The sequence below is a fragment of the Xanthomonas rydalmerensis genome, assembly GCF_033170385.1.
GTDB classification, from domain to species: domain Bacteria; phylum Pseudomonadota; class Gammaproteobacteria; order Xanthomonadales; family Xanthomonadaceae; genus Xanthomonas_A; species Xanthomonas_A rydalmerensis.
Genome location: NZ_CP126170.1, coordinates 2,619,252 through 2,633,610 on the forward strand (window position 1 = coordinate 2,619,252; position 14,359 = coordinate 2,633,610).

6 protein-coding genes are annotated in these 14,359 nt (G+C 67.9%); all 6 read left to right on the forward strand.

Annotation, left to right across the window (positions count from 1 at the left end):
* Positions 1 to 97 precede the first annotated feature (97 nt).
* Positions 98 to 2,350, forward strand: a complete 2,253-nt coding sequence (locus QN245_RS11005; protein WP_317843165.1) for a methyl-accepting chemotaxis protein — start codon at positions 98 to 100, stop codon at positions 2,348 to 2,350.
* A gap of 350 nt (positions 2,351 to 2,700) precedes the next feature.
* Positions 2,701 to 5,349, forward strand: a complete 2,649-nt coding sequence (locus QN245_RS11010; protein ID WP_317843166.1) for a methyl-accepting chemotaxis protein — start codon at positions 2,701 to 2,703, stop codon at positions 5,347 to 5,349.
* A gap of 236 nt (positions 5,350 to 5,585) precedes the next feature.
* Complete coding sequence (locus QN245_RS11015; protein ID WP_184447990.1) at positions 5,586 to 6,347, forward strand: transporter; 762 nt, start codon at positions 5,586 to 5,588, stop codon at positions 6,345 to 6,347.
* 13 nt (positions 6,348 to 6,360) lie between these two features.
* Positions 6,361 to 8,736 carry a methyl-accepting chemotaxis protein gene (locus QN245_RS11020; protein ID WP_317843167.1) on the forward strand — a complete coding sequence of 792 codons (2,376 nt, stop codon included), beginning with the start codon at positions 6,361 to 6,363 and terminating at the stop codon, positions 8,734 to 8,736.
* Between the two features lie 238 nt (positions 8,737 to 8,974).
* On the forward strand, positions 8,975 to 11,224 hold the full coding sequence (locus QN245_RS11025; RefSeq protein WP_317843168.1) for a methyl-accepting chemotaxis protein: 2,250 nt from the start codon (positions 8,975 to 8,977) through the stop codon (positions 11,222 to 11,224).
* Between the two features lie 330 nt (positions 11,225 to 11,554).
* Positions 11,555 to 13,813 (forward strand): methyl-accepting chemotaxis protein, encoded by a 2,259-nt coding sequence (locus QN245_RS11030; RefSeq protein ID WP_160967787.1) that lies wholly within the window; start codon positions 11,555 to 11,557, stop codon positions 13,811 to 13,813.
* Positions 13,814 to 14,359 lie beyond the last annotated feature (546 nt).

The following is a 14,359-nucleotide window of genomic DNA, read 5'->3' on the forward strand; positions in this document are numbered from 1 at the left end:
CCGAAATAGATAGAGCAGCGCCCGACGCCTCCGCGGACATCGACTCAGGCAAGGGGCACGCCATCCCCAACGCTCCACTTCCACCAGGAATACGACGATGACGCTCAAGAATCTCAGTCTTTCCGCCAGGCTCGCGCTCAGCTTTGCCGTCATCGTGCTGATCACGGTGATCATCGGCTCGATCAGCCTGAGCAGCCTGTCCTCGCTCAACAGCGCCGCCGACATGAACGACCACACCTACAAGGTGCTGGCGACCGGCGACATGATGGAAGTCGATGCGCTCAACGTCGAGACCGGCGCGCGCGGCTATCTGCTATCTGGCAACCAGGACCACCTGCAGCCCTACACCGCGGGCCTGGCCAGTTTCGACAAGAACTTCGCCGAGGCCAAGCGCCTGACCGCGGACAATCCGCGCCAGCAGGCCCGGCTGGAGAAGTTGCATGCCGCATTCGACGATCTGGCTGGCGTGGAAAAGCGGATCACCACCTTGCGCGAGCAGTCCGACGATGCGGCGCAAATCGCCACCGAGTTCAAGCAGGCCCGCGACCGCAAGGCGATGCAATCGATCCGCGGCCTGCTCGGCGAGTTCACCAACGAGGAGCGCGGCCTGCTGGCCAAGCGCAGCGCGACTCTGGACACCGTGCGTGCCCAGAACAAGTGGGCCATCCTGCTGGGCAACCTGCTGGTGATCGTGGTCGCGACCGGTATGGCGATCCTGATCCGCCGGCAACTGCTCAAGCGCCTCGGCACCGCGATCGGCGTCGCCGATGCCATCTCCCGCGGCAAGCTCGACAACGCGATCGACCTGCGCAGCAAGGACGAGGCCGGCGCGCTGCTGCTGAGCATGGACAAGATGCAGAGCCAGTTGCAGTCGGTGCTCGCTGCGCAGGCCGAAATGGCCAAGCGCCACGACGCCGGCCAGATCAGCTTCCGCATGGACGAAGGCGCCTTCCCCGGCGACTACGGGCGCATGGTCCACGACAGCAATACGCTGGTGGCTACGCATATCGGAGTCAAGATGCGCCTGATGCAGATCATGGGCCGCTACGCCATCGGCGACCTGTCCGAGGATATGGACCGCCTGCCCGGCGAGAAGGCCGTGCTCACCGAAACCATGGACAAGGTCAAGCTCAACCTGATCGCCATGAACACCGAGATCAAACACCTGGCCGGCGCGGCCGCGGCCGGTGACTTCAGCGTGCGCGGCGACACCGAACGCTTTCAGTACGACTTCCGCCTGATGGTCGACAGCCTCAATCAGCTGATGGCCACCGCCGACGGCAACTTGCAGTCGCTGTCCAACCTGCTGCAGGCCATCGCCGCCGGCGACCTGACCGTGCGCATGCAGGGCGACTTCCAGGGCGTGTTCGCCACCATGCGCGACGACGCCAACGCCACCGCCGAGCAGTTGGCGGCGATCGTCGCGCGTATCCAGACCGCCGCGGTCAGCATCAACGGTGCCGCCAGCGAGATCGCCGCCGGCAACGACGACCTGTCGCGCCGGACCGAGCAGCAGGCCGCCAGCCTGGAAGAAACCGCGGCCTCGATGGAGGAGCTGACCTCCACCGTCAAGCAGAACGCCGAGCACGCCCGCCAGGCCAACCAACTGGCTGCCGGCGCCGCCTCGGTCGCCTCGCAGGGCGGCGACGTGGTCGGCCAGGTGGTGCAGACCATGAGCGGCATCGAAGCCTCCTCGAAGAAGATCGGCGACATCATCAGCGTCATCGACGGCATCGCCTTCCAGACCAATATCCTGGCGCTCAACGCCGCAGTCGAAGCCGCACGTGCCGGCGAACAGGGCCGTGGCTTCGCCGTGGTCGCCAGCGAAGTGCGCACCCTCGCCCAGCGTTCGGCCAACGCCGCCAAGGAGATCAAGGGCCTGATCGACGACTCGGTCGCGCGTGTCACCGAAGGCTCGGCGTTGGTCGACCAGGCCGGCAAGACCATGACCGAGATCGTGACCTCGGTGCAGCGCGTCACCGACATCATGGGCGAGATCTCGGCCGCCTCGCAGGAGCAGTCCGCGGGCATCGAGCAGGTCAACCAGACCGTCACCCAGATGGACGAGACCACCCAGCAGAACGCCGCCCTGGTCGAGGAAGCCACCGCCGCGGCACGTTCGATGGAGGAACAGGCCGGCCAGCTGAGCCAGGCCGTGGCCGTGTTCAAGATCGATGCGAGCAGCAGCCACGCCGGTCACTCGGCGGTCGCCCGCGCGGCGAGCGCGCCGGTCCGCACGGTCGCCCGGCCGGTCGCCAAGCCGGCGGTCAAGCCCGCCGCGCGTACGGCGCGGCCAGCGGCCCGGCCGGTCGCGGTCGCGGCCGGCGACGACAGCTGGCAGGAGTTCTAAGCGGGATTCCCTGCCGCGCGTCTCGCGTCAACGGCCCCGGGAGCGATCCGCTCCCGGGGCTTTTTTATTGCGGCCATGCTTCGCCGCGCCGACACGAAAGTGCGCCGTTCGGGGGCGCCCTCGCCGTTCGCGGGATGCGCCAGGGTCGACCGCGCATCCGGAGCCGGCAGCACCATCCGCACGGAGGCGGACCGCCCGACGCGAGCGACCACAAGCACCGACTACATTTCTGGGACGCTGTGCCGATAACGGCACTATCGCGCATGCTCACTGCCTGGCTTGTCTGAACGCAAGACGCTTTCCGAGGCGATGGCGCGCGATCTCTCCACCCTCCCATCGAGACGACCGCGATGCCCACGACGTCCTCCGCACGCCCGAGCAGTGTCGCCACCCGCCTGATGCTGGGCGTGGCCGCGATCGCCCTGCTGTGCTTCGGCATTACCGCCGCCATCATCTACGCCCGCAGCAGCTCCGCCCTGCTCGCTTCCGCCAAGGTCGGCATGACCGATACCGCGCGCCTGGAATCCGAGCGCATCGGCAATACCATCGGCGCATCCGCCGTCTCCAACCAGGCGCTGGCCAATGCCCTGCTCGCCCAGCGCGGCCAGGACAAGGCGCGCGACCTGTTCAGCGAGAGCCTGCGCCGCGAACTGCAGCAGCACCCCGACTGGACCGGCCTGGGCACGCTGTGGGAACCGCAGGCGCTGGACGGCAAGGACGCGGACTACGCCAACAGCGCCGGCCACGACGCCAGCGGCCGCTACATGGTGTACTGGTCCTGGCAGAATGGGAAACTCGTGCGCGATCCGCTGCACGATTACGAGGTGGCCGGGGCCGGCGACTGGTACCTGAATCCGCGCAAGCTGCTGCGGCCGACCGTCGCCGAACCCTACGACTACGAGATCGCCGGACAGAAGGTACTGATGACCACGGTCAGCACGCCGATCCTGGAAGACGGCAAGTTCCTGGGCGTGGTCACCACCGATTTCGGCCTGGCCGCGCTGCAGCAGCGCGTCGCCAAGCTGCGTCCGCTTGGCGCCGGCCACGTGCGCCTGCTCTCGCCCGGCGGCGCCATCGTCGCCGATCGCGACCCAGCGCTGGTCGGCAAGAAGTTGCAGGATCCGGCCACCCGTGCCTTGCTGGCCGACATCGCCCAGGGCAAGACCGTCAGCCGCGACAGCGTCGATCCGCAGACCGGCGCCACCGACGTGGAAGTGTATGTGCCGCTGCAGATCGGCCAGGCCCAGGAACGCTTCGCGCTGGGCGTGGCGGTGCCGAAGGCGGTGCTGATGGCGCAGGCGCGCAACCTGCTGTGGACCATCGCCGCAGTCGGCCTGTGCGCCGCGCTGCTGCTCAGCGGCGGCCTCTACCTGCTGCTGCGGCGGCTGGTGGTCACGCCCTTGGCCAGCGCAGTGGAGGTGTCCAGCGCGGTCGCCGCCGGGCGACTGGACAGCCGCATCCAGTATGCGCGCAACGACGAACTGGGCCAGTTGCTGGGATCGCTGCAGCGCATGCAGCAGCAGCTGCGCGCGGTGCTCGACGCACAGAAGGAAATGGCCGAGCGCCACGATGCCGGCCAGATCAGCTACCGCATGGACGAGAGCGCCTTCCCCGGCGACTACGGGCGCATGGTTCGCGACAGCAATGCACTGGCCGCCTCGCACATCGCGGTCAAGCTGCGCCTGGCGCAGATCATGGGCCGCTACGCCATCGGCGACCTGTCCGAGGACATGGACCGCCTGCCCGGCGAGAAGGCCGTGCTCACCGAGACGATGGACACGGCCAAGCGCAACCTGACCGCGATGAACAGCGAGATCAAGCACCTGGCCGGCGCCGCCGCGGCCGGCGACTTCAGCGTGCGTGGCGATACCGAACGCTTCCAGTACGACTTCCGCCTGATGGTCGACAGCCTCAACCAGCTGATGGCCACCGCCGACGGCAACCTGCAGGCGCTGTCCACGCTGTTGAAGGCCATCGCCGCTGGCGACCTGACCGCGCGCATGCACGGCGATTTCCAGGGCGTGTTCGCGACCATGCGCGACGACGCCAATGCCACCACCGAGCAACTGGCAGCGATCGTCGCGCGCATCCAGACCGCCGCGGCCAGCATCAACGGCGCCGCGGCCGAGATCGCCGCCGGCAACGACGACCTGTCGCGCCGCACCGAGCAGCAGGCGGCCAGCCTGGAAGAGACGGCCGCCTCGATGGAGGAGCTGACCTCCACCGTCAAGCAGAACGCCGAGCACGCACGCCAGGCCAACCAGCTCGCAACCGGCGCGGCCTCGGTCGCCTCGCAGGGCGGCAGACTGGCCAGCGAGGTCTCGGAGAAGATGCACGGCATCGAGACCTCCTCGAAGAGGATCGCCGACATCATTTCGGTGATAGACGGTATCGCCTTCCAGACCAACATCCTGGCGCTCAACGCCGCGGTGGAAGCGGCGCGCGCCGGCGAACAGGGCCGCGGCTTCGCCGTCGTGGCCAGCGAAGTGCGCACCCTCGCCCAGCGTTCGTCGAACGCGGCGAAGGAGATCAAGACCCTGATCGACGATTCGGTCGAGCGCGTCGCCGAAGGCGTGGCGCTGGTCGATCAGGCCGGCAGCACGATGCAGGAGATCGTCGCCTCGGTGCAGCGCGTCACCGACATCATGGGCGAGATTTCCGCGGCCTCGCAGGAGCAGTCCGCCGGCATCGAGCAGGTCAACCAGACCATCACCCAGATGGACGAGGCCACCCAGCAGAACGCCGCGCTGGTCGAGGAAGCCACCGCCGCGGCGCGCTCGATGGAAGACCAGGCCGGCCAGCTCAATCAGGCCGTGGCCCTGTTCAAGCTCGAGACCAGCACCGGGGTGGCGATCGCTGCGCCGGCGCCCGCGCGCCGCCCTGCGTCGCCCGCGCCGGCCACAGCGGCGGCCACGCCGCGGCGGCCGGCCGCGACGCCGTTGCAGGCGGTCCCGCGCGCGACCGCGTCGACCGACGACGCGCAGTGGCAGGAGTTCTGAGCCGCACCTCGACCCACTCCCGCGAGCGCCTTGCGCGCTTCGCGGTCCGGCCGCCTGGCTCCTGGTCACGGCGGCCGCAGAGCGCTTAGCGCGTCACGCTCGTAAAGAAAGTGTATTCAGGGTCGATATAGAAAGCGGAACTGCCATGCCATGGGCGCCGCGACAGGCGTGCCCCGGCGCCGGCCGCATTGCGCCCGGCCCCACGGTTCCGACCGAACCGCCAATGGGAGCCGCACATGAAGCTACGCGTCATCGCCAGTTGTCTGACCTTGTGCGGCCTCGCCGGCCTGGCGCACGCCGAGGTCGAACCGATCGCCACCGATCGCCCCGACTTCGTCGAATCCAGCCTCACCGTCGGCGACCGGCGCCTGCAGGTGGAAACCAGCGTGGCCTGGGAACGCGATGGCGATGTCGATGGCTACACCACACCGACCCTGTTCCGCTACGGCATCGGCCCGACCTGGGAACTACGCGTGGAGACCGATGGCTGGCAGACGGTCGACGTCCCGGTCGGCGACGATGTCTCCGGCTTTTCCGACATTTCGCTCGGGCTCAAGCATCACCTTGCCAGCGAGATCGGCGGCGCCTCGCTGGCCTGGCTGCTGCACGTGGACCTGCCCAGCGGCGCACGCGACGTGCGCGGCAGCGGCGCCCGCCCCTCGTTCCGCCTGGTGGCCGAATGGGAACTCAGCGACAGCGTTTCGCTGGGGATGATGCCCGGCGTGATCCGCGACGAAGGCGACGGCGGGCATCGCTACACCGCCGGCATCTTCGGCGTGGTGCTGGGCAAGGCCTGGACCGACCGCAGCCGCTCGTTCGTGGAGTTGGCGCTACCGCAGATCGCCCATGCCGACGACGGCGGCACCATCGCCCTGCTCGACGTCGGCTCGGCCTGGCTGCTCAGCCAGGACGTGCAATTGGACGTGGTGTACAGCCGCGGCCTCAACGACCGTTCGCCGGACCACGCGCTCGGCGCGGGCCTGTCCTTCCGTTTCTGATCGGGCCACACCGATGAAAATCATGCATATGCTCGGGATCCTGGTGCTGGTGGCGGTGCTCGCCCTGCTCGCCCTGGGCGGGGTCGGCTACACCGCGCAGCAAGGGCTGCTGCGCTCGGTCGCGGCACAGGTCACCTCCTCGGACGCGCTGCGCAACCACATGCAGGCCGACATGATGCACGACGCCCTGCGGGGCGACGTCACCGCCGCCTTGCTGGCGGCGGCACGGCAGGATGCGGACGGGGTCAAGGCCGCGCGCGCCTCGCTGGGGGAACACGCCGGCGAATTCCGCAAGGCGCTGGACGACAACCAGAAGCTGCCGCTGGACGGCGCCTTACGCGCGCAACTGGATGCCGCCGGGCCTGCACTGCAGCGCTACATCGCCGCCGCCGACAAGGTGGTGACGCTGGCCGAGACCCAGGGCGACAGCAGCGCCGCCTATGCCGATTTCACCGCGCAGTTCGCGCGGCTGGAAACCGAGATGGACACGATCAGCGACCGCATCCTGGCGCTGAACGAGCAGAGTCGCACCGCCGCCGAACAGCAGAGCCAGCGCGCCACCTGGCAGCAGACCGGCGCGGTGCTGCTCGCCGTGTTGTGCCTGGGCGCCGCCGCGGCCTGGATCCTGCGCTCGGTCGCGCAGTTGCTCGGCGGCGAGCCGCGGGTGGCGATGGACGCCGCCCAGCACATCGCCGAAGGCCGCCTGGACCAGCCCATCCCGGTCGCGGCCAAGCACGGCCGCAGCCTGATGGCGGCGCTGGCGCGGATGCAGCGCGAACTGCGCGAGCGCATCGAACGCGAGCGCAGCGTCGCCGCCGAGAACCTGCGCATCCGCACCGCGCTGGACAACGCGTCCACCGGCATGTACATCGCCGATCCCGACCTGACCATCATCTACGCCAATACCGCGCTGCAGACCTTGCTGCAGACCCACGCCGAGGACATCCGCGCCTGCGCGCCGGCATTCGACCGCGCCGCGTCGCTGTTGGGCCAGTCGGTGACGTTGCTGGAAGTCGGCAATGCGCAGGACGCGGAGATCTACCAGCGGCTGGACCGGCAGGGCGCGGCGCAGCGCGAGGTGCGCTATCGCGAGGTCTGCATCGCGCAGGAGATCTCCGCCATCCGCAACGCCGAGGGCGCCCACATGGGCTTCGTCTGCGAATGGCGCGATCGCACCGCCGAGACCCGGGTGGAAGCGGAAGTGGCCGCGGTGGTACGCAGCGCCGCCGCCGGCGACCTGTCGCAGCGCATCGACCGCACCGGCAAGCAGGGCTTCTTCCTGATGCTGGCGCAGCAGCTCAACGGCTTGCTCGACGCCAACGCGATCAGCATCGCCGAGGTCTCGCGGCTGCTCAGCGCGCTGGCCGATGGCGACCTCGGCGCGCGCATGCACGGCGACTTCCACGGCATCTTCGCCACCATGCGCGACGACGCCAACGGCACCGCCGAGCGCCTGGCCGACATCGTCGGCCGCATCCAGCGCGCCGCCGGCGACATCCACAGCGCCGCCACCGAGATCGCCCAGGGCAACAGCGACCTGTCGCAGCGCACCGAGCAGCAGGCCGCCAGCCTGGAAGAAACCGCCGCCTCGATGGAAGAGCTGACCGCCACCGTCAAGCAGAACGCCGAGCATGCGCGCCAGGCCAACCAGCTCGCCGCCGGCGCCGCCGCGGTCGCCTCGCAAGGCGGCGCGGTGGTCGGCCAGGTGGTCGACACCATGAGCGGCATCGAGACGGCTTCGAAGAAGATCGCCGACATCATCTCGGTGATCGACGGCATCGCCTTCCAGACCAACATCCTGGCCCTCAACGCCGCGGTGGAAGCCGCACGTGCCGGCGAACAGGGCCGCGGTTTCGCCGTGGTCGCCAGCGAGGTGCGGGTGCTGGCGCAACGCTCGGCCAGCGCCGCCAAGGAGATCAAGGGCCTGATCGACGACTCGGTCGACCGGGTCGCCACCGGCGCGGAACTGGTGCAGCGCGCAGGCCAGACCATGCAGGAGATCGTGGCCTCGGTGGGCCGGGTGACCGACATCATGAGCGAGATCTCCTCCGCCTCGCAGGAGCAGTCCGCCGGCATCGAGCAGGTCAACCGCACGGTGACGCAGATGGACGAGAGTACCCAGCAGAATGCCGCGCTGGTCGAGGAAGCCACTGCCGCGGCACGGTCGATGGAGGACCAGGCGGCGCAACTGAGCGACGCGGTGGCGGTGTTCCGGCTGGAACAGCAGGCCACGCGCAGCGCGGCCCCCGCGACGGCGTCCGTCGCGGCAGCGGCGCCGGCACAGGCGACGGCGACGGCGACGGCGACCACAGTCAGGCACGCGCCGCAGGCGAATGCCCAGGCGATCGCCGACGCGATCGGCACGCAATGGCAGCCGCTGTCCGCGTAGGGAACTGAATTAGACAGCGTCGGGAATCGTCTTACGACCAACGACGTATCGAGTATTGCGCCGTCACGCCGATATTACATTCGGGTGACGGCGGATCATGTTGTACAGCAAGGCACTGGTTTTTCCTCTCTTCGCTTTCTGACTGCCACGCCCACCACTCCGGTCGCACAGATGCCACCGGAACCCGTAGGGAAAAGGACCTGGACGTCCCAGGGACATCGTCAACGAAGAGGTCGGCATGAATTCCTTTCTGCAACGCTACAACGTGGGACGCCGGCTCGGTGGCGCCTTCGGCCTGCTGATCCTGCTGTCCTGCCTGCTGGTCGCCGCCGGCACGGTCTCCATGTCGCGCGCCCAGACCGAGCTGGATCAGATCGTCAAGAAGAACGTCGAGAAGACCCGCATCAGCAACGACATGCTCGACGCCAACAACAAGATCCTTGGCGCGCTGGGTACCCTGGCGATGGTGACCAGCGACGCACTCAACCAGCAGGCACTGGCCGAGGTCAAGAAGAACCGTCAGCGCTACACCGAATTGCGCGCCGAGCTGGACAAGTTTCCTCCGTCCGCGAAAGGCAAAGTGCTGCGTGCCAAGATCGACGCGGCACGGGCGACAGCACGCGCATTGAACGACCAGGTCATTGCGCTCTCGCTGGCAGATCGCAACGACGAAGCGCAAGCGCTGCTGATCAACCGCTCGCGCCCTGCCACCCTGGCCTGGAACGGCTACATCCGCGAGAACGTGGACCTGCAGAACGAGCAATTGCAGGCCGCCTACGCCAAGGCGACGCAGGCCATCACCAATGGCCGCAATCTGCTGATCGCCGGCGGCATCATGGTACTGCTCGCCAGCAGCCTGCTGGGGTGGACGATCACCCGCAGTCTGACCCAGCCGCTGAACCGTGCCACCCGCGCCGCCGAGGCCATCGCAAGCGGGCGCCTGGACAACGACGTCGCCACCGACATGCGCGACGAACCGGGGCGGTTGCTGAATGCCATGCACGCCATGCAGACGCAATTGCGTAACTTGCTCCAGGCACAGGAAGAGATGGCGCGCCGCCACGAGCTCGGCGAGATCAGCTACCGCATGGACGAGGGCGCGTTCATGGGCGACTACGCACGCATGGTCCACGACGCGAACAAGATGGTCGCCGATCACATCGCGGTGAAAATGCAGACCGTTCACCTGATCGAACGCTACGCGATCGGCGACCTTTCCCAGGACATGCCGCAGCTGCCCGGCGAGAAGGCCACCATCACCACGGCGATGGCTGCAGTGAAGGGCAATTTGATGCGCATGAGTGGCGAGATCAACCAACTCGCTGCCGCGGCCCTGGCCGGCAATTTCGCCGCGCGCGGAGACACGGTGCACTTCCAGTACGATTTCCGCGCCATCGTCGAGAGCCTCAATCAATTGATGGCCACCGCCGACGGCAACCTGCAGGCGTTGTCGCGGATGCTGCAATCCATCGCCGCCGGCGATCTGACCGCACGCATGCATGGCGACTTCCACGGCGTGTTCGCCAGAATGCGCGACGATGCCAATACCACCGCCGAACAGTTGGCCACGATCGTCGGCCGCATCCAGACCGCGGCGGTGAGCATCAATGCCGCCGCCACCGAGATCGCCGCCGGCAACGACGACCTGTCGCGCCGCACCGAGCAGCAGGCCGCCAGTCTGGAAGAGACCGCCGCGTCGATGGAAGAACTGACCTCCACGGTCAAGCAGAACGCCGAACACGCCCGCCAGGCCAACCAGTTGGCGGTGGGTGCGGCCTCGGTGGCTTCGCAAGGCGGTAACGTGGTCGGCCAGGTGGTCGAAACCATGAGCGGTATCCAGGCCTCGTCGAAGAAGATCGCCGACATCATCAGCGTCATCGATGGCATCGCCTTCCAGACCAACATCCTCGCGCTCAACGCAGCGGTGGAAGCCGCCCGTGCCGGCGACCAGGGCCGCGGCTTCGCCGTGGTCGCCACCGAAGTGCGTACCCTGGCGCAGCGCTCGGCCGGCGCCGCCAAGGAAATCAAGGGCCTGATCGACGATTCGGTCACGCGCGTGGCCGAAGGTTCGGTGCTGGTCGACCAGGCCGGCCGGACCATGAGCGAGATCGTTGCCTCGGTGCAGCGCGTCACCGACATCATGGGCGAGATCTCCTCCGCATCGCAGGAGCAATCGTCGGGCATCGAACAGGTCAACCAGACCGTGATGCAGATGGACGAGACCACCCAGCAGAACGCCGCGCTGGTCGAGGAAGCCACCGCCGCGGCACGCGCGATGGAGGAGCAGGCTGGCCAGCTCACCAGCACGGTGGCGTTGTTCAAGCTCGACAACACCGGCGTCGCTGTGGCCGGCGTGCGCGCTGCACCGGCATCGGTACCCATTGTTGCGGCCAAGCCGGCGCATGCCGCCAAGACGACGGCGCGTCCATTGCGGCAGCCAGCCAAGCGCGTCGCCATCGCGGGCGGCGGGGACTGGCAGGAGTTCTGATCGGTTCGGTCGGTCGTCGGGCTGCCAGCCTGACGACCGGCCTCGGCGCCATGCGGTGTAGTTCGACCCGCGCGCCTCAAGGGCAAGATGCAGCCTTTCTCATTACACAGCAGTGGATGTCGGAACAACGTCGGATTTCCCCCATCCCGCCAGGTGCAATGTAGCCGGCAGACAGCTTCCTAACCGACCGCCAACGATTCGGTGAGAATTGCTCAACTTCTCACCGACACGTCGATATTGAGGGTGCGGCAAGGCACCGCCACGACGCGTCGCAACTGCTGATTTGCCAGCGCTTACGACCCGACTCCCCCTCTGTCCCAAAGGTCGGTTATGAACGCACTTCTGCAACGCTACAACGTCGGTCGGCGCCTGGGTGTGGCGTTCGGCATCCTCATCCTGTTGTCCGGCCTGCTGGTCGCCATGGGGCTGTTGACCATGGCCAGGGCGCATCGCGAGCTGGACAGCATCGTCAACAACAACATGGAAAAGGTGCGGCTCTCCAACGAGATGCTCGACGCCAACACCAACGTGCAGATTGGGTTGATGGCCGTCACCATCGTCGATGGCGACGCGGCCAACCAGAAGATGATCAACATGGTGAAGAGCAACCGGGCGCGCTACAAGACCGCGCACGATGCCTTGTCGGCGATGCCGGCCAGCCCGGCCGAGCGCCAAGCCATGGATACGATCGAGGTCTCGCGCGCACGATCGGTGCAGCTGAACAATCAGGTGCTGGCGCTCGGCGAAAAGGACCAGAACGCGCAGGCGCAGGCGCTGTTGCTCGGCGATGCATCGGTGGCGATGGAGAAGCAGCAGGCCGCGATCCGCGCCAATGCCGATCTGCAGCGGCGCCTGAGCAAGGAGGCCTATGCGGTCTCGTCGGCGGCGATGGCGCGCGGGCGCATCGTCCTGATCTCCGGCGGCCTGGCCGTCCTGTTGGTCAGCGGCCTGCTGGGCTGGACCATCACCCGCAGCCTGACTGGACCGCTGAGCCGCGCCACCCGCGCCGCCGAGGCCATCGCCGACGGACGCCTGGACAACGACGTGAGCACCACCGCGCGCGACGAGCCCGGCCGCCTGCTGGTCGCGATGGATCGGATGCAGAACCAGCTGCGGCGCTTCTCCAGCGAAACCGCATTGATGATCGAACTGCATGCGGACAAGGACATGAGCCACCGCATGCCGCAGGACTTCCCCGGCGTGTACGGCGAGCTGAGCAAGGGCATCAACACCATGATGTTCGAGCACCTGGATGCCATCGTCGACGCCATCGGCGTACTCAACGAATACGCCAACGGCGACCTGCGCCGCGACGCCCGTCGCCTGCCCGGCAGCCGCGCGGTGCTGCACGAATCGATGGATGCGGCCAAGGCCAGCCTGCTGGCGATCAACACCGAGATCAAGCGCCTGGCCGCGGCGGCGGCCGCCGGCGACTTCAGCGCCCGCGGCGACGCAGCGCACTTCCAGCACGATTTCCGACTGATGGTGCAGGACCTCAACGCGATGATGGACGTCAGCGATCGCAACCTCGGCAAGCTGTCGGCCTTGTTGCAGTCGATCGCCGCGGGCGACCTCACCGCGCGCATGGACGGCGAGTTCCACGGTGTGTTCGCGCAGATGCGCGACGACGCCAACGCCACCGCCGATCAGCTGACCGGCATCGTCGGCCGCATCCAGACCGCGGCGGTCAGCATCAACGCCGCCGCCACCGAGATCGCTGCCGGCAACGACGACCTGTCGCGCCGCACCGAACAGCAGGCGGCAAGCCTGGAAGAAACCGCCGCGTCGATGGAGGAACTGACCTCCACCGTGAAGCAGAACGCCGAACACGCGCGCCAGGCCAATCAATTGGCCGCGGGTGCCGCCTCGGTGGCCTCGCAAGGCGGCGACGTGGTCGGTCAGGTGGTCGAGACCATGAACGGCATCGAAGCGTCGTCGAAGAAGATTGCCGACATCATCGGCGTGATCGACGGCATCGCCTTCCAGACCAACATCCTGGCGCTCAACGCCGCAGTGGAGGCGGCGCGGGCCGGCGACCAAGGCCGCGGCTTCGCCGTGGTCGCCAGCGAAGTGCGTACCCTCGCCCAGCGCTCGGCCGGTGCCGCCAAGGAAATCAAGACCTTGATCGACGATTCGGTCGGCCGCGTCGCCACCGGTTCGGCCCTGGTCGACCAGGCCGGCAAGACCATGCACGAGATCGTCGCCTCTGTGCAGCGGGTCACCGACATCATGGGCGAGATCTCGGCCGCCTCGCAGGAGCAGTCCGCGGGCATCGAGCAGGTCAACCAGACCGTGACGCAGATGGACGAGACCACCCAGCAGAACGCCGCCCTGGTGGAAGAAGCCACTGCCGCCGCGCGTTCGATGGAAGAGCAGGCCGTGCAACTGAGCGATGCGGTCGCGCTGTTCAAGATCGACAATGTCGCCGCGATGGCAAGGCCTGCGCCTGTCCGCACTGCGCCGGCCGCACGGAGCGCCAAGCCGCCGATCAAGACTGTGGCGAAGGCCGGCGTCGGCCCGCAAGCGCCGACCGCGCGCCGCGCGACCGTGGCCGCGACAAGCAATGGCGATACGTGGCAGGAGTTCTGATCCCACGGCGACCAGTCGCCTGGCACCGCCCCCGCAAGGACGCGCCTGGCAGCCGATCGACACTGCGATCGGCTGCCGTCTCGCAATGTCCCGAGGCTCACGCCGATGCCGCTACGGTCTGCCCGGTTTGACTGCAGCCGTGACGGCCTGAGGCTTCATCCCAGCCTCATCTCGGACGTCACCGACAGTCCCTCACACGGATAAGCGTGCAGCCCGCCACGACTCCGCGGTCGCGGTCATCGGCAATGCAATGCCTCGCTCAAATCCACCCGACCACGCAGGCAGCCGACGCTGCAATCCGGGGCGGCCCCATCGAACAACGCTGACCCGACGCCGCTGCCCGGCCGAGAGGCGCCGACCACCGGGCACGGCACGCGAAAAGACGCACGCATGCTGCATCCGGGCCACGCCCGGCCGCGTATGTCCCGCCTGATGCGTCCCTCTGCCAAGGGTTGCACAGCATGGGCGGCGGCTTAACGCGGTCATGATGACAGGTTCAACATTTGTCTACGACGGCCGCTAAAGATCTGCCCGACCCGGTCGAGC

Coding starts and splice junctions, on each gene's coding strand:
- QN245_RS11005 (WP_317843165.1), top strand. CDS start 98: ATGACGCTCAAGAATCTCAGTCTTTCCGCCAGGCTCGCGCTCAGCTTT.
- QN245_RS11010 (WP_317843166.1), top strand. CDS start 2,701: ATGCCCACGACGTCCTCCGCACGCCCGAGCAGTGTCGCCACCCGCCTG.
- QN245_RS11015 (WP_184447990.1), top strand. CDS start 5,586: ATGAAGCTACGCGTCATCGCCAGTTGTCTGACCTTGTGCGGCCTCGCC.
- QN245_RS11020 (WP_317843167.1), top strand. CDS start 6,361: ATGAAAATCATGCATATGCTCGGGATCCTGGTGCTGGTGGCGGTGCTC.
- QN245_RS11025 (WP_317843168.1), top strand. CDS start 8,975: ATGAATTCCTTTCTGCAACGCTACAACGTGGGACGCCGGCTCGGTGGC.
- QN245_RS11030 (WP_160967787.1), top strand. CDS start 11,555: ATGAACGCACTTCTGCAACGCTACAACGTCGGTCGGCGCCTGGGTGTG.